The following is a 16192-nucleotide window of genomic DNA, read 5'->3' on the forward strand; positions in this document are numbered from 1 at the left end:
GCTCAGCCCGAGGCGGGGGCGGTGGGCTCGGCGTTCACTGCGTGAACGGTGGGGCAGTAGCGCCGCCATGCGTCGAGGAACTTGTGGCGCATGTAGCCCTTGCGCTGGGTTCCGTCGGCGAGGCGGACGTTGCCGGGCTTGATGTCGTACCGGCGCAGCATCGCCGCCAGTTCGCGGGAGCTCAGCCCGTGGCGCCCCCATTCCGCCCACGGGCTCTCGGCGTTCTGCCGCAGGTGGTGCAGCAGCTCGTCAGTGGAGAGGCTGTCGGCCTCGCGCTGGGCGACGAAGACCCTGCGGATGTCGGCGAGGATCCGGGCCTCGCCGGGCTGGTCCTCCTCGGCCTCGATCTCCGCAGCCACCATCCGGGCACACGCCTCGCGGGCACGGCGGGGCCAGGGCCCGGAAGCAAGGTCGGCGACGATGATCAAGGGCTCCCAGGTGTCGGCAGCCCGGTCCTCCACCGGCATCGCCGGTTCCAGATCCGCCGCCTCGTCCAGCAGCGGCCTGGCCCAGGCGGCGATACGGTCCCGCAGATCGTGAAGGGCCGGGATGTCGCGGCGGGAGCGGAAGGGCTTGACGCTCTCGCCCTCCGCCCGGCGGCGCATGCGGATGACGACCGACCGGTCCATGATCGTGTCGGGCAGGTCGCCGATCCCCGCCAGCGCCGCCATGGCGAAGGTGGCGAACCGGTGCGGGGTGTGGTCGTTGCCGACGACGCGAGTGACGTAGCGGTTGCGCTGGTGGCCGGCGTTGAGCAGGCCGCGCATCTCCTCGTTCTTCTCCGCCTGCTTCGGCGTGCCGAAGATGGTGTCCGCCTCGTCCACCAGGAGCGTGGGCGGTTCGTCGGTGATGGAGCGGAAGATGGCCGCGGGCGTGGTGTTGATGGTGAGCATCGGCTCGTGGACCGTCTCGGTCAGCACGTCCAGGAGCCGTGACTTGCCGCACCGCTTCGCCGGTCCGACCACCGCCAGGCGCGGGGCGTGCTGCCACGCGGGCTGCAGGTGCGTAGCCGCCACCCACAGCGTGACCGCGTCCAGCGCTTGCTGGGAGGGCAGGATCACGAACTGGGCTATCTGGGCACGCAGCTCGTCCAGCAGCTCGGAGCCGTACGTCGGCTCTGGATCCGGCACCGCTTCCTCAGCGGGCTGATCCACCGGAACCGTATCCGGCGCCCGCTCATCGGCCGCCGGGGCGGCTTCGGGCGCGGAACCGGGCCGGCCGGGCACCGCGACCGTCGGCCATACCGCTTTGCCGGGTGCGGAATGCGGCTCGGGTGTCGTAGGTTGCACAGGGCAGCTCCTTATCCGGTGACGTCGGGCATGCAGGCCCGACTCACGCAGGTCGTTCGTTGGAATGCGGGCAGTGGAGTGTGCGGAGCCTCCGGCGTTGGCGCGCCGGGGGCTTTCTCGCTTCCCTGACCGGGGCGAGGGAACACGGACAGTACGTCCACGCCCCGACACAGTCCAGCGTTTCTGTGTCAGCTCAGCGCAGAAGCGTCTGCTATGGGCCGGGGTGGTCATGCGGCCAGGCCGAGCAGGTTCAGCAGGTCGGCGGTCACGACGCGGTACGCCTTGCCCAGGCGCAGGACCTTGCAGGGGTACTGGCCGCGCTTGGCCAGCTCGTAGCCCTTGCTCCGGCCCAGCCCGAGCGCCCGGTTGCCGGTGTCCAGGTCAACGGCGGCGGGCAGGGCCAGCAGCTCCTCCCGCGTCATGCCCTTGGGCTGCTCGGTGGCCTCGTTGTCGCGCATCCGGCGCTCCGTTCTGAGTGAGCCCTCGGCGAACGTGGCATCACGTCCGGCTCCAGGCGATCACTAACCATCATCGGGAAGTTAATGTGTCTCTATGACACAACGCAGTTTGGATCGTAGAGATGACGAGGACGACGTCCCGGAGTGGGTGGACCAAGTGATGGCCACGGTGGCCGCCGAGGTCCGCAGACGAAGGAAGGAGCTGCGCATGAGCGCCCAGGACCTGGCCGACCGCTGCGAGGAGATCGGCCATTCGATCCCGCGCAACGTGATCGCCAACATGGAATCCGGCCGCCGCGCCAGCCTGCCCCTGGTCGACGTCCTCGTCCTCGCCGAAGCCCTGCGGACCTACCCGGTCTGCCTGCTCTACCCCGTCGGCTACGTCGACCGAGTCCAGCGCCTTCCCCTTCAGCACTCCGACCCGACCTGGGATGCCATGCGCTGGTTCACCGGCGACAGCGAGGACTTCGGCATGGAAGACGACATGCTCCGCGCGTTCCGCGCCCACGTCAGCCACCAGCGCGCCGCCCTGGCCGCGCTGAAGAGCGAGAAGCACGAGCGCTGGAAGGCGGAGACGGCACCCAACCAGGCCGAACGCGAGGAAGCCGTACTCGCCCAAGCCGACTACGCCGAAAGATTGCTGGAAGCCAAGTACCGGCTCCGCAGCGCCCGCGCCTTCATCCGTGAAGACGGCGGCACACCACCGCACCTGCCACCAGAACTCGCCGACGTCGACCCACCCGTCGACGACACCACAGAGGAGAACGATCTTTGAAGGGTTCCACCCACCGCCGCTGCTACTGCCGCGACGCCCACACCGGGAAGCCGCTCGGTAAGCAGTGCCCGAAGCTCTCCAGCCGCAAGCACGGCTCGTACTCCATACGCCAGGAGCTCCCGCCCCGGGAAGACGGCACTCGCCGCTCCTTCAGCCGCGCCGGCTACGACTCCCTGAAGGCGGCCCAGGCCGATCTCGATCACATACGCGCGCTGCTCGGCCTCGCCGACACCGACGACCCCGAGGGCATGGCGCTGATCGCCGCCATGCTGGAGGAGGTCGGCGACCAGAAGTCGCCGCTGCCCGATGTCGAGGAGACCCGGCGGCGCCTGAAGTCCGGTCAGGACCTGATCGGCCGTCTGACCGTCAGCGAGTGGCTCGACCGGTGGCTCGACGGCAAGCGCATCCGCAAGTCGGGGCTCACCCGCTACGAGACCGATATCCGGTTCCATTTGAAGCCCCGGATCGGCCACCACCGTCTCGACCGCCTGCGCGTGAGCCATCTCAGCGAGATGTTCACGGCTATAGCCGACGGTAATGCCGAGATCCTGGAGCAGAACGCCCAGCGCCGGGCCGCGGTGGAGGAGTTGGCCACCGTGCCGTGGAAGGGCGCGGGCAACCGCGCCCGCCGCAAGGTTATGAAGACGGCGATCGATGCCATGCCGCCGTTCCGGCGTGTGACCGGTCCGGCTACCCGGCTGCGTATCAAGGCGACGCTGCGGTCTGCGTTGAACGACGCGATCGGCCAGCAGATCCTCACCTTCAACCCGGCGGCGCACGTCGAGCTCGATCCTGTGCGCAAGCCGAAGGCCCTGGTGTGGACGGACGCGCGGGTCGCCAGGTGGGAGCAGACGGGTGAGAAGCCCTCCCCCGTCATGGTCTGGACGCCCGAACAGACCGGCGCGTTCCTCGACTTCCTCGCGGAGGACCGGCTGTACGCGATGTGGCACCTGATCGCCTTCCGCGGCCTGCGGCGGGGCGAGGCATGCGCGCAGCCCTGGTCGGAGACCAACCTCGATGACCACTCCCTGACCGTCTCCGCCCAGCTCGTCCAGGACGGGTGGGAGGTCGAGACCTCCGAGCCCAAGACGGACAGCGGCTTCCGCGTGGTCGCGCTCGACGACGACACCGTCAACGTCCTGAAGCGGCACCGCGAACAGCAGGACGCGGACCGCGAGGAGTGGGAATCAGCCTGGGTCGAGACCGGCATGATCTTCACGCAGGAAGACGGCTCCTGGCTCCATCCCGGGAAGGTGACCGACCTCTTCGAGCGCCTCGTCGCCGCCTCCGGCCTCCCGCCGATCCGGCTGCACGACCTCCGGCACGGGGCGGCCACGCTCATGCTCGCCGCCGGCATCGACGTGAAGATCGTGTCGGACACGCTCGGGCACAGCGACACCCGCATCACGCGGGACATTTACCAGAGCGTCCTCCCGCAGGTCGGCAAGAACGCGGCCGAGGCCACCGCCAGGCTGGTCCCGCTTCAGCGCAAGACCGAGGCAGAGGAGGCCCGCAAGGCCGTCGAGAAGGCGGCGGCCAAGGCGAAAGCCGAGGCCAGGGCCAAGAAGAAGGGCAAGCGGAAGAAGCCCCGGAAGTAGGCGCCGGACCGCTCCGCTCACGCATCGCTCACGCAAGCCATCTTGCGGCACCCCGGCCGTGTGACGCGTCATGCCCGGAACAACACAAAAGGCCAGGTCACGGGCTATGTGACCTGGCCTTCGCCGGAGCCGCCTTCGGGATTCGAACCCGAGACCTACGCATTACGAGTGCGTTGCTCTGGCCATCTGAGCTAAGGCGGCGCGCTGTCCGCACTATGGTGCGATCAGCAACGTCGGTAAGTCTACACAGTTTCGGAGGTGCCCCGAACCACGGGTCGGAGGGCCCCGGGGACCCCCGGCCCAGCCACCGCAGACGTCGATGATCAGGACGCCGAGCAGCGCTTTCCGTCGGTGGGGGGTGTGCCGCGGAGCAGGTACGTGTTGATCGCGGAGTCGATGCACGCGCTGCCGCGGCCATAGGCGGTGTGGCCGTCGCCGTCGTAGGTGAGGAGGCGGGCTGAGGAGAGCTGGGAGGCGAGGGCCTGGGACCAGCGGTACGGCGTGGCGGGGTCGCGGGTGGTGCCGACGACGACGATCGGGGCGGCGCCCTTCGCCTCGATGCGGTGCGGCCCGCCCGTCGGCCCCACCGGCCAGTACGCGCAGTTCAGGGAGGCCCACGCCAGAGCGCGGCCGAACACCGGGGAGGCCTTCTCGAACTCGGGGAGGGCCCGTTCGACCGCCTCGGGAGTGTCGTAGGCAGCCGGGAGGTCCAGGCAGTTCACGGCGGCGTTGGCGTACATCAGGTTGGAGTAGGTGCCGTCGGGTGCCCGCTCGAAGTAGCTGTCCGAGAGGGCTAGCAGACCCGCGCCGTCGTCCTTCTGGACCGCCTCGGTGAGCGCCTGGCGCAGCTGGGGCCAAGCCCCCTCGTCGTACATCGCGGCGATCACGCCCGTCGTGGCGAGGGACTCGCCGAGCCGTCGCCCGTCGGCGTCACCGGTCGCGAGCGGCCGGACGTCCAGCCGCTCGAAGAGCGCGCGCAGGTTCTCGGCGACCTGCGCGGGCGTACGCCCCAGTACGCAGTCCTTCCGTCGCACACAGTCCTTGGCGAACGCCTGGAACGCCGTCTCGAAGCCCGCCGTCTGCTCCTGGTTGAGCCGGTGGGCCGGCAGCGACGGGTCCAGCGCGCCGTCCAGCACCAGCCGGCCGACCCGCTCCGGGAAAAGTCCCGCGTACGTCGCGCCGAGGAACGTCCCGTACGAGGCGCCGACGTACGTCAGCTTCTCGTCGCCCAGCAGGGCCCGCAGGATGTCCATGTCCCGGGCGGCCTCGACCGTGGAGACGTGCCTCAGCAGCTTCGGCGCCCGCTCCCCGCACCCCTCCGCGAACCGCTTGTAGGCGGCGACCAGCCGGCCCTTCTCCGCCGTGTCGTCCGGGGTGAGATCGGTCTGCGTGTACGTGTCCATCTGGCGCCCGGTGAGACATTCGACCGGCTCGCTGCCGGCCACGCCCCTGGGGTCGACGGCCACCATGTCGTACCGCGCCCGCACCTCGGCCGGGTAGCCGATGCCCGCGTACCGCTGCACATAGCCGACCGCCGAGCCGCCGGGGCCGCCCGGGTTGACCAGCAGCGAGCCGAGCCGCTTCCCCGGTCCGGTCGCCTTGCGCCGCGAGACGGCCAGCTTGATGTCCCCGTCGCCCGGCTTCGCGTAGTCGAGGGGTGCCTTCATCGTGGCGCACTGGAAACCGGGGGTCTCGCAGCCCCGCCAGCTCAGCTTCTGCTCGTAGTACGGGGCCAGCGTCGACGGAGTCGCACGGGGCAGCGCGCCGAGGGCCGGCCCCGCGTCGGGGGTCGTGACCGCCGCGCTGGAGTGACCGGAGGAGCAGCCCGCGACGAGCAGCGCGGCGGCAGCGAGCAACGCGCCGCCGGCCCGCAGGGACCGGTTCGGCCGGGAAGTACGCCTGGTGTGCATCTCGCGAGCGTAACCAGAACCACTCAATTCATCACGAACAGCAACGAACGCTCCTCGTACGAGTGACACGGTCAACCGAACGCCGCCCGCAGGCCGCCGCCTCACTCCGCGCTGACCCTCACCCTGCACGCAGCGCCATCGTCATCGCCTCAACGGCCAGCAGAGGCGCCACGTTGCGGTCCAACGCCTCTCTGCACGCCGCGATCGCGTCCATGCGCCGCAACGTGGCCTCGGGGGTGCCTCCCCGCGCCAACCGCTCCAGACTGTCCCGCACCTCGACATTGGCGAGCGCGACCCGGGAGCCCAGCTGCAGAGCCAGCACATCCCGGTAGAAACCGGTGAGCTCGGTCAGCGCGAGGTCCAGACTGTCCCGCTGCGCCCGCGTACGCCGCCGCTTCTGCTTGTCCTCCAGGTCCTTCATCACCCCGGCCGTACCGCGCGGCATACGCCCGCCCTGCACCGCGCCCAGCGCCGCCTTCAGCTCCTCGGTCTCCTTGGTGTCGACCTCTTCGGCCAGCTGCTTCGACTCCTCCGAAGCGGCGTCCACCAACTCCTGCGCCGCCTTCAGGCACCCGCCGATGTCCTCGACCCGCAACGGCAGCTTCAGCACAGCCGCCCGCCGCTCCCGGGCCCGCGGATCGGTGGCCAGCCGCCGGGCCCGCTCGATGTGCCCCTGAGTCGCCCGCGCGGCCATCGCCGCCGCCTCCGGCTCGATGCCCTCCCGCCGTACGAGCATGTCCGCCACCGCGTCCACCGACGGTGTGAGCAGTGCTACATGCCGGCACCGCGACCGGATCGTCGGCAGCACGTCCTCCAACGACGGCGCGCACAGCATCCACACCGTCCGTGGGGCGGGCTCCTCCACGGCCTTCAGCACGGCGTTCGCCGACTTCTCGTTCAGCCGCTCGGCGTCCTCGACCAGGATCACCTGCCAGCGTCCGTTCGCCGGCGACGTGAACGACTTCCGCACCGTGTCCCGCATGTCGTCGGCCAGGATCTGGGTGCCCACCGCCGCCACGGTGCTCACATCGGCGTGCGTCCCCACCAGCGCCGTATGACATCCGTCGCAGAACCCGCATCCTGGGCTCCCCCCGAGCGCCCGGTCCGGACTCACGCACTGCAAAGCCGCCGCGAACGCCCGCGCCGCCGTCACCCGCCCCGACCCCGGCGGCCCCGTGAACAGCCAGGCGTGCGTCATCTTCGACGCCTCCGGGGGCGCGATCCCCTTCTGCGCCGCCGTGACGATCCCGTCCGCGTCCCGGGCGGCAGCGTCCAGCTGCGCACTCAGCCGCTCCTGCCCCACCAGGTCGTCCCACACAGCCATGCCCCACCGCCTCCGTCACGCAAAACCCTCACCGCGCCCCATTGTGCGCGACCCCACTGACACTCCGTCCCGCGCTCGGTCCGAGGGAGACCGACCCAGGCTGGACCAACCACCGGGCACGACAGGCATCACGGGCACAACGACGCACGCGCGGACCGCGCCATCGCCGCCACCGCCATCGCCCCCGCCACCAAGGTCCGCCGCCCACGCACGGAAGGGGCCGTGCCGGTGCGTCAAGCCGTCGCATACGGAGGCCCAGAGAACCCGGAGAATCTGCCCCGAGCAGTAGGTCACCGAGCGACGGGCTGACGCACCGGCACGGCCCCGACCCAACCGACCCGACCCGGCTTGCACCACCATGCGGCCAGCGAGACCACCGGCGAACGCGCACCGGCGGCACGCGCCCACCACCACGGCTCAGCTCAACTCACCGGCGGCGCCGCCGCCAGCCCCGCCCCTCATCGGCGTCATCCTCATCGTGCGACGACCCCAGCAACTCGTCCGCCAACGTGGGCAGATCGTCCAACGGCGTCTCCTCGGCCCAGTCCGACCGAGGCCGCCGCCGAGGCACGCCCTGCTCGTCGACCTGCGGAAGCTCCCGCGTCCGGTCCACGGCGTCGGACCGGCCCGAACCAGCCGCCCCACTCGACCCGTCGGAACCATCGGACCCGCCGGACCCACCCGCGCCGCCCGCCCCGCCCGGCGCAGGCCGCTCGTCCCGGAAGTACCCCGGCGGCGCCAGATCGTCGCGCACCGGCGGCAGCACGGCCGTCTCATCGGCCGCCCCCGGGGGCGCGGCCGTCTCATCGGCCGCCCCCGGGGGCACCTGCGGCAGCACCGTGGTCTCATCCTCCGCGGCCGCCCCCGAAGACGGCACCGGCGGCACGGACGGCTTCGGCAACTTCGCCGTCGTCTCGGAGTCTGCCCCCGACACGTCCCGCACCGGCGGCAACACAGCCGTCTCATCCACAGGCCCACCGGACGCGTTCGTCGGCGTCACCAGCGGCGTAGCCACGGTCACCGCATCATCGCCCCGCCCGCCGGCACCAGCACCGACGCCCGCACCGGAACCCGAACCCGAACCCGGCGCATCAGAACCAGAACTCGGCCTCGAACCGGAGGTCGGCCTCGAACCCGAACCCGCCCCGGCCTCCACCCCCCGCTCAGCCGCAACCCGCGCAGCCTCAGCCACAGCCGCAACCCGCTCCGCCTCAGCCTTACGGTCGGCCTCGGCCCGTTCCGCCGCGGCCCGCTCCGCCTCAGCCGCGACAGCCGCGGCACGCTCGGCCTCCGCGGCAGCGGCCACCCGCCGAGCCTCCTCGGCCCGCAGCAACGCCTCCTCGGCCTTCCGCTGCTTCTCCAGGCGCCGCGCCTCCGCCTCAGCTTGCAGCCGCTGCTCCTCCGCGGCCTGCTGACGACGCCGTTCCTCCTCGACCCGACGCCGTTCCTCCGCCTCGGCCCGCGCCTTCTCCTCCGCGAGGAGCCGCGCCTGCTCCTCCTCGGCCCGACGACGCGCTTCCTCGGCCCGCTGTCGGGCCTCCTCCGCCTGCCGCTCCGCCTCGCGCCGCTGAGCCTCCTCGAGCTCGCGCCGCTTGCGCTCCTCCTCCTCGGCCCGCAGCCGTGCGAGCTCCTCCTGTCGCTCGCGCTCCAGCCGTTCCTCCTCGGCCTTGCGCGCGGCCTCTTCCTCGGCCTTGCGCCGGGCCTCCTCCTCGGCCTTGCGCCGGGCCTCCTCCCGCGCCTTCACCTCGGCCTCGGACAGCGGCAGCATCACGTCGAGCCGGGCCCGGACCACGGTCGTCACGGCCTCCGGATCCTGCCCGGCGTCCACGACCAGGTACCGCCCGGCATCCGCGGCGGCCAGCGTCAGGAACCCGGCACGCACGCGCTCGTGGAACTCGGCAGGCTCGGACTCCAACCGGTCCGGCGCCTCGGTGAACCGCTCGCGCGCGGCCTCCGGCGACACATCGAGCAGCACGGTCAGATGGGGCACGAGCCCATCGGTCGCCCACCGCGAGATCCGGGCGATCTCCGTGGGCGAAAGGTCCCGCCCGGCCCCCTGATAGGCCACCGACGAGTCGATGTACCGGTCCGAGATGACGATCGCGCCCCGCTCCAGCGCGGGCCGCACCACGGTGTCCACATGCTCGGCACGATCCGCCGCGTACAGCAGCGCCTCGGCCCGGTGCGACAGCCCGGCACTCGACACGTCCAGCAGGATCGACCGCAGCCGCTTCCCCACGGGAGTCGCCCCCGGTTCGCGCGTCACCACGACCTCGTGCCCCTTGGCCCGGATCCACTCGGCGAGCGCCTCGACCTGGGTGGACTTCCCGGCGCCGTCCCCGCCCTCCAGAGCGATGAAGAACCCGGATGCAGCGGGCGCCTGAACCGGGTCGTCGCCCTTCAGCAACGCGTCCCGCAGGTCGTGCCGCAGCGGCACGCCGGACCGGTCGTCGACCTTGGCGAGCACCAACGCGGCGACCGGCAGCAGCAACGCCCCCACCAGCATCAACGTGAACGCCGCACCGCCGTGCGCGAACACGAACTTGCCGCTCTCCAGCCGGTGCGGTCCGATGACGGCGGCGACCAGCGGAGCGACGAGCACCGCCAGCGCCACGAACACCCGTACGACAGCGTGCAGATGCTCGGTCGTCCGGGCCCGGCGGAAGTCCTCGGCCTCCTGGTCGAGCAGGGTGTGCCCGGTGTTGGCGGCGATCCCCGCGCCGGCCCCGGCGAGCCCCAGGATGAGCACGACGCTCGTGACGTCCGGCGTCAGGCCGGCGGCGAGCAGCGCGACCCCGGTGAAGGCGATCGCGAGAGCGAGCAGCCGGCGCCGGGACAGCGCGGGCAGCACGGACGGCCCCCGACGGATCCCGACGACCACGCCACCCGTCAGCGCGGTGACGAACAGCCCGTACATCACCGGCCCGCCACCCATGTCCTTGGCGTGCAGCACGGTGACGGCTACAGCGGCGGCGACCGCACCCGCGACGGCCCCACAGGCCGGCACCAGCAGCGGGATCGCGCCCGTGCGGCCCTTGTCGACCCCGGTACCGGTCTTGGGCCGACGCAGCCCCTCCAGCGGCGACCGCGCGCGCGGGGTGCGCGTCTTGGGCAGGTCGAGGAAGGTCACGACGGACAGCGAGGCGGCGAAGAGCCCGGCGGCGACGTACGAGGCGAGCGCGGCCTGGTGCTGCCCGAACCAGTCGAGGCCCGCGCCCAGCAGGTTGTTGAGCAGCGAGGCGACGACGAGGACGGCGGCCGCGAGGGGCACGGCCACGAATCCGGTACGCAGGGCCAGGCGCCGCAGCGCGTCCATGTGGTCCGGCAGCGGGCGTACGGTCGCGCCCTCCAGCGGCGGCGCCGGCAGCAGCGCGGGGGCCGCGCTCTCGCGGCAGACCGTCCAGAACCGTTCGGCGACACCGGCGACGAACACCGTCACCAGCAGCACCGCGAGCGCGTTGTCCGGCGTCCAGTCGATCCACAGGGGCGCGACGATCAAGAGCAGGACCCGCAGCCCGTCCGCGCCGACCATGGTCCAGCGGCGGTCGAGCGGCCCGTCCTGCGAGGTCAGCGAGGTGAGCGGCCCGAGGAGTACGGCTCCGAAGAGCAGGGTCGCGAGGGCGCGCGTCCCGAAGACCGTCGCGACCGTCAGGGCGACGCCCCGGTATCCGCCGCCGAAGGCGCCCTCGGCGATCGCCGCCTGGAAGGCGAGGAGGACCAGCACGAACAGCGCGAGCGCATCGCCCACACCGCCCACGAGCTGTGCGCTCCACAAGCGTTTCAGCTGCGGTCGGCGCAGCAGCGCCCGGACGGCGCGCTCCCTGGAGTCGGCTGCCAGGGCGTCGTCGGGGGCCGGGTTGTGGGCCGTAGGCTGCTCGGCTCGCATCATGCTTTCAGCCTATCGGCAGCCACCGACACCCAGAAGCAGCGCCCGAACGCACGCACGGCGCATGACCAAGTCACACAAAACGCACACATTCAGCGAAGCGGAGGCTGAACTTCCAGCCGCCGCCGAGGACGAGCGCCCCGTCAGGGGGGGCGAGCGGCGCCCCTTCAGGGGCGCGGGGACTGCGCGATCAACCACAACGATCCCGCAGTCGCCGAACAACCCGCGCCCCGAGCTACTAGGCGCTCTCTCCAGCCGACGTCGCCTTCTTCGCGGCCACCTTCTTCGCCGGAGCCGTCTTCTTGGCCGCGGCCGTCTTCGAGGCGGCCGTCTTCTTCGCGGCAGCGGTCTTCTTCGCCGGCGCGGCCTTCTTCGCGGCGGTCTTGGTCGCCGTCTTCTTCGCCGGCGCCTTCTTGGCCGTCTTCTTGGCGGGCGCCTTCGCCCTCTTCTCCGCCAGCAGTTCGAACCCGCGCTCCGGCGTGATCGCCTCCACGCTGTCCGCGGACCGCAGCGTCGCGTTGGTCTCGCCGTCGGTGACGTACGGCCCGAAACGGCCGTCCTTCACCACGACCGGCTTCCCGCTGACCGGGTCCTCACCCAGTTCCTTCAGCGGCGGCTTGGCGGCGGCCCGCCCGCGCTGCTTGGGCTGGGCGTAGATGGCCAGCGCCTCTTCGAGGGTGATCGTGAAGAGCTGCTCCTCGGTCTGCAGCGACCGCGAGTCCGTGCCCTTCTTCAGATACGGCCCGTACCGCCCGTTCTGCGCGGTGATCTCCTGGCCCTCCGCGTCGGCGCCGACGATCCGCGGCAGCGACATCAGCTTCAGGGCGTCGTCGAGGGTCACCGTGTCCAGGGACATGGACTTGAACAGCGACGCCGTGCGCGGCTTGACCGCGTTCTTGCCGGTCTTCGGCGTGCCCTCGGGGAGGATCTCCGTGACGTACGGCCCGTAGCGCCCGTCCTTGGCGACGATCTGGTGACCGGTCGCCGGGTCCGCGCCCAGCTCGAAGTCGCCGCTCGGCTTGGCGAGCAGCTCCTCCGCCAGCTCGATGCTCAGCTCGTCCGGCGCCAGGTCCTCGGGGATGTCGGCGCGCTGGTGCCCCTCGGCGTCCTTCTCGCCCCGCTCGATGTACGGGCCGTAGCGCCCGACGCGCAGCACGATGTCGTTGCCGACGGGGAAGGACGAGACCTCGCGCGCGTCGATCGCGCCCAGGTCGGTCACGAGTTCCTTCAGGCCGCCGAGGTGGTCCCCGTCGCCGTTGCCGGCCGCGGCCGCGGCCGTGCCGGTCACGTCCGTGCCCTCGCCGAAGTAGAACCGCTTCAGCCACGGCACGGCCTGGGCCTCGCCGCGCGCGATGCGGTCGAGGTCGTCCTCCATCTTGGCGGTGAAGTCGTAGTCGACGAGCCGCCCGAAGTGCTTCTCCAGCAGGTTGACCACGGCGAAGCTCAGGAAGGACGGCACGAGGGCCGTGCCCTTCTTGAACACATAGCCCCGGTCGAGGATGGTGCCGATGATCGACGCGTACGTCGACGGGCGGCCGATCTCACGCTCTTCGAGCTCCTTGACCAGCGAGGCCTCGGTGTAGCGGGCCGGGGGCTTGGTCGCGTGCCCGTCGACCGTGATCTCCTGGGCGGAGAGCGGGTCGCCCTGGTTGACCTGCGGCAGCCGACGCTCACGGTCGTCGAGCTCGGCGTTCGGGTCGTCGGCGCCCTCGACGTAGGCCTTGAGGAAGCCGTGGAAGGTGATCGTCTTGCCCGACGCGCTGAACTCGGCGTCCCGGCCGTCGGAGGCGGTGCCGCCGATCTTGACGGTGACGCTGTTGCCTGTGGCGTCCTTCATCTGGGAGGCGACGGTCCGCTTCCAGATCAGCTCGTACAGCCTGAACTGGTCACCGGTCAGCCCGGTCTCGGCCGGCGTGCGGAAACGATCACCCGAGGGCCGGATCGCCTCGTGCGCCTCCTGCGCGTTCTTGACCTTCCCGGCGTACGTACGCGGCTGGGCCGGCAGGTAGTCGGCGCCGTACAGCTGGGTGACCTGGGCGCGGGCGGCGGCCACGGCGGTGTCGCTGAGCGTCGTGGAGTCCGTACGCATATAGGTGATGAAGCCGTTCTCGTACAGCTTCTGCGCCACCTGCATGGTCGCCTTCGCCCCGAAGCCGAGCTTGCGCGAGGCCTCCTGCTGGAGCGTCGTCGTACGGAAGGGGGCGTACGGCGAGCGGCGGTACGGCTTGGACTCGACGGACCGGACGGAGAAGCGGGTGTTCTCCAGGGCGGCGGCGAGCGTGCGGGCGTTCGCCTCGTCGAGGTGGAGGACGTTGGCGCCCTTGATCTGGCCGAGCGAGTCGAAGTCGCGGCCCTGGGCGACGCGGCGGCCGTCCACGGACTGGAGGCGGGCGACCAGCGACGACGGGTCGGAGGCGTCACCGGCGCGGCCGGTCGCGAAGGTGCCGGTCAGGTCCCAGTACTCGGCCGAGCGGAAGGCGATCCGCTCCCGCTCCCGCTCCACGACGAGCCGGGTCGCGACGGACTGGACGCGGCCCGCCGACAGGCGCGGCATGACCTTCTTCCACAGGACCGGCGAGACCTCGTAGCCGTAGAGGCGGTCGAGGATGCGACGGGTCTCCTGGGCGTCGACGAGGCGCTGGTTCAGCTCGCGCGGGTTGGCGACGGCGGCCTGGATCGCGGCCTTGGTGATCTCGTGGAAGACCATCCGCTTGACCGGGACCTTGGGCTTGAGGACCTCCTGGAGGTGCCAGGCGATGGCCTCGCCCTCGCGGTCCTCATCGGTGGCGAGGAAGAGTTCGTCGGACTCCTTCAGCAGGTCCTTGAGCTTCCTGACCTGGGCCTTCTTGTCCGCGTTGACGACGTAGATGGGCGCGAAGTCGTGCTCGACGTCCACGCCGAGGCGGCGCACCTCGCCGGTGTACTGCTCGGGCACCTCCGCGGCGCCGTTGGGAAGGTCGCGGATGTGCCCCACGCTCGCCTCGACGATGTAGCCGGGGCCGAGATAGCCCTTGATCGTCTTCGCCTTGGCAGGCGACTCGACGATCACGAGTCGGCGGCCGCCCTTCGCGGTCTCGCTGGTCGGGGACAACTTCGCTCTTCTCTCCGGTCGACGCTGGGTCTCCCCAGGCTTGCGTCCCGGGGCGGGCGCCCCCTGGGGCCGGTGCCTGGCACGGGGCTCGGCGGTCGGCCCGGGGGTCGGGTCATGCTGACGCTGCGGAGTGTGACGGTACATCCCGCCCCCGTGTCAAACGGGAAAAGCCCGCAACGGCCACTCGAACGGTAACCCGACTACCGCCATTCCTGCCGCCCGGCGTCTTCAGCGATCCGTTCGGGGCCTATGCGGAGCGTCACATCGCGGTTACCCCGCCCGCTCGCCGGCCCCGCCTCGCCGCCTCCGCTCAGACGCGGGTGAGGCACCAGGCCCCGAGCACCAGGGCGGTGGCCGCGGTGACGCTCGCGAGGGTCGCCGACATCACGGGACGCACCCCCTGCGCGACCGGCTCGCCCAGGCGCAGCCGCCGCACGGTCCACAGCATCAGCCCGCCCCCGAACAGGGCGAACACCACTCCCACGAAGATCGCCGGACCGCTCTCCATGTCCCGTCCTCCCACCCCTCGACTGCCCCGGGACGGGAGGCTGGCACGGACGGGAAGCGGGCGCGCGAACCTGAGGTGAACGCGAGGCGTCCGGACCCTCAGACCGACCCGGGCGTGGGTATCTTCCCGGTCGTCCTCGTCACGTCGGCGTTGCGCACCGTGCACACCACTTTGTTGAAGCCCTTCTTCCACTCCTCTTCGTCGGAGACCCATCCCGACACGATCAGGTCAGCTCCGGGCGCCCAACTCGACTCGAACCTGTTGGTGCACAGTTTTCCGCCTTCGGCGAGGGCTCCGGCGAAGGTCATGTTGTCGGGTGCCTGCACCGATCCGACGACCTGGTCGGTGTGCGCTTCGGCACAGTCGGTCAGCGGGGCGTCGTACCCCTCGTCCTCCCGGATGGTGTAGTCCCAGCAGTCACCGACGGCCATCTGCGTGGGCCACAGGTTCATGCCCGCGTCCCGGAGTCGGCCCACCTCGCCGCCGATCGGGACGTGCTTGCCGAGGACAAGACACGCCGTACCGCCCTTGGCCGCGCTGAAGCCCTCGTCGGTCGGGACGAGCGCGTAGACGCCCGCGTCGGGAAGGGCCTCGGCCATCGCGTCGGCCTGGCTGCCGCAGCGCCGCGCGCCACCGGCCTTGGCGTCGGTGGGGTCCGACGCCGTCTCTATCGCCACGACCTGACCGTCCGGCCAGTCCTCGTCGCAGTCCACCACGCCGAGGTCGGGCACCGAGTCGAACGCCGTCCCCGTCCAGACGGCCTTGACGCAATCGCCCACCTCCAGCGCCTTCTTGAGGGCCGCCTGCTTGCCGTAGGGGTACTCAGACTTCGGCGACGACAGCGCGTCCGGGGTGTCGGAGGGCTTGGGGTCCGGACCGCCCGTCAGGTTCACCGCGGCCCAGGTGCCGCCACCCGCCACGAGCAGTACGGCGATCACGATCGCGACGACCGCCGCCGCGGGCGTCCTCCGCCTCGGCACACCGGGCGGCGGCGGACTCCCCGCCGTGATGGTCGGGAACGCGGCGTTCCCCGGAGGCGTGGCGCCGCCAGCGCCGTACGGTGCCGACGCGTTGGCCGGGTACGGCAGCGACTGGCTGCCCACGGTGCCGCCGTACCCGGGCGCCTGACCGGCTCCGGCGCCGCCGTACGCCGGCGGCCGGCCACCGGGGGTGCCTCCGTAGGGCGTGGCCCCGCCTGCCGCCGGGCTCCCGTAGGGCGTGGACGGGCCGCCCCCGTACGGGTTGTAGCTGTCGTAGGGGCTGCGCGGCTGCTGTCCCCGCTGCCACGGGTCGTACGGCGCAGGGCCACCCGGCGTCGCTCCTGGGGTGGGCGGGCCACCGGCGGGAGTGTGC

At 71.6% G+C, this 16192-nt stretch carries 10 protein-coding genes and 1 tRNA gene; 2 read left to right on the forward strand and 9 right to left on the reverse strand.

Translation table 11 applies throughout. The features are described 5' to 3' along the window. Window positions 1-2: 2 nt before the first annotated feature. Window positions 3-1289, reverse strand: coding sequence for a DUF3631 domain-containing protein (locus P1P70_RS25905; RefSeq protein WP_319241749.1), 1287 nt, complete (start codon window positions 1287-1289; stop codon window positions 3-5). Window positions 1290-1516: 227 nt separating this feature from the next. Beyond that, window positions 1517-1747 (reverse strand): hypothetical protein, encoded by a 231-nt coding sequence (locus P1P70_RS25910; protein WP_319241751.1) that lies wholly within the window; start codon window positions 1745-1747, stop codon window positions 1517-1519. A gap of 94 nt (window positions 1748-1841) precedes the next feature. On the opposite strand from P1P70_RS25910, the gene P1P70_RS25915 reads away from it, so the two are divergent. Both P1P70_RS25915 and P1P70_RS25920 read left to right on the forward strand, forming a co-directional pair. Beyond that, window positions 1842-2522, forward strand: a complete 681-nt coding sequence (locus P1P70_RS25915) for a helix-turn-helix transcriptional regulator (RefSeq protein ID WP_319241753.1) — start codon at window positions 1842-1844, stop codon at window positions 2520-2522. After that, complete coding sequence (locus P1P70_RS25920; RefSeq protein ID WP_319241755.1) at window positions 2519-4120, forward strand: tyrosine-type recombinase/integrase; 1602 nt, start codon at window positions 2519-2521, stop codon at window positions 4118-4120. The genes P1P70_RS25915 and P1P70_RS25920 overlap by 4 nt, the downstream gene beginning before the upstream one ends. Before the next feature lie 127 nt (window positions 4121-4247). Here P1P70_RS25920 and P1P70_RS25925 read toward each other — a convergent pair. The 7 genes from P1P70_RS25925 to P1P70_RS25955 all read right to left on the reverse strand — a co-directional run. Then, a tRNA-Thr gene (locus P1P70_RS25925) sits at window positions 4248-4321 on the reverse strand. 122 nt (window positions 4322-4443) lie between these two features. Then, a complete protein-coding gene (locus P1P70_RS25930; RefSeq protein ID WP_319241757.1) occupies window positions 4444-6030 on the reverse strand; it encodes an alpha/beta hydrolase in 1587 nt (528 codons plus the stop codon). 118 nt (window positions 6031-6148) lie between these two features. Beyond that, window positions 6149-7354 carry a DNA polymerase III subunit delta' gene (locus P1P70_RS25935; protein WP_319241759.1) on the reverse strand — a complete coding sequence of 402 codons (1206 nt, stop codon included), beginning with the start codon at window positions 7352-7354 and terminating at the stop codon, window positions 6149-6151. Between the two features lie 427 nt (window positions 7355-7781). After that, a complete protein-coding gene (gene tmk / locus P1P70_RS25940) occupies window positions 7782-11243 on the reverse strand; it encodes a dTMP kinase (RefSeq protein WP_319241760.1) in 3462 nt (1153 codons plus the stop codon). 235 nt (window positions 11244-11478) lie between these two features. Beyond that, window positions 11479-14331: a type I DNA topoisomerase gene (topA, locus tag P1P70_RS25945; protein ID WP_319241762.1), complete on the reverse strand. Its 2853-nt coding sequence runs from the start codon at window positions 14329-14331 to the stop codon at window positions 11479-11481. A gap of 310 nt (window positions 14332-14641) precedes the next feature. Continuing rightward, on the reverse strand, window positions 14642-14839 hold the full coding sequence (locus tag P1P70_RS25950; RefSeq protein WP_319241765.1) for a hypothetical protein: 198 nt from the start codon (window positions 14837-14839) through the stop codon (window positions 14642-14644). A gap of 98 nt (window positions 14840-14937) precedes the next feature. Further along, window positions 14938-16192, reverse strand: a 1255-nt coding sequence (locus P1P70_RS25955; protein WP_319241767.1) for a septum formation family protein, incomplete at its 5' end; no start/stop codon positions are given.

This window comes from Streptomyces sp. MB09-02B (assembly GCF_033794485.1).
GTDB lineage: Bacteria > Actinomycetota > Actinomycetes > Streptomycetales > Streptomycetaceae > Streptomyces.

What these genes read in the sequence shown, in the direction of transcription:
- P1P70_RS25910 (WP_319241751.1), bottom strand. Translation starts at nt 1,747, where the DNA reads ATGCGCGACAACGAGGCCACCGAGCAGCCCAAGGGCATGACGCGGGAG.
- P1P70_RS25915 (WP_319241753.1), top strand. Translation starts at nt 1,842, where the DNA reads ATGACACAACGCAGTTTGGATCGTAGAGATGACGAGGACGACGTCCCG.
- P1P70_RS25930 (WP_319241757.1), bottom strand. Translation starts at nt 6,030, where the DNA reads ATGCACACCAGGCGTACTTCCCGGCCGAACCGGTCCCTGCGGGCCGGC.
- P1P70_RS25935 (WP_319241759.1), bottom strand. Translation starts at nt 7,354, where the DNA reads ATGGCTGTGTGGGACGACCTGGTGGGGCAGGAGCGGCTGAGTGCGCAG.
- tmk (WP_319241760.1), bottom strand. Translation starts at nt 11,243, where the DNA reads ATGATGCGAGCCGAGCAGCCTACGGCCCACAACCCGGCCCCCGACGAC.
- P1P70_RS25950 (WP_319241765.1), bottom strand. Translation starts at nt 14,839, where the DNA reads ATGGAGAGCGGTCCGGCGATCTTCGTGGGAGTGGTGTTCGCCCTGTTC.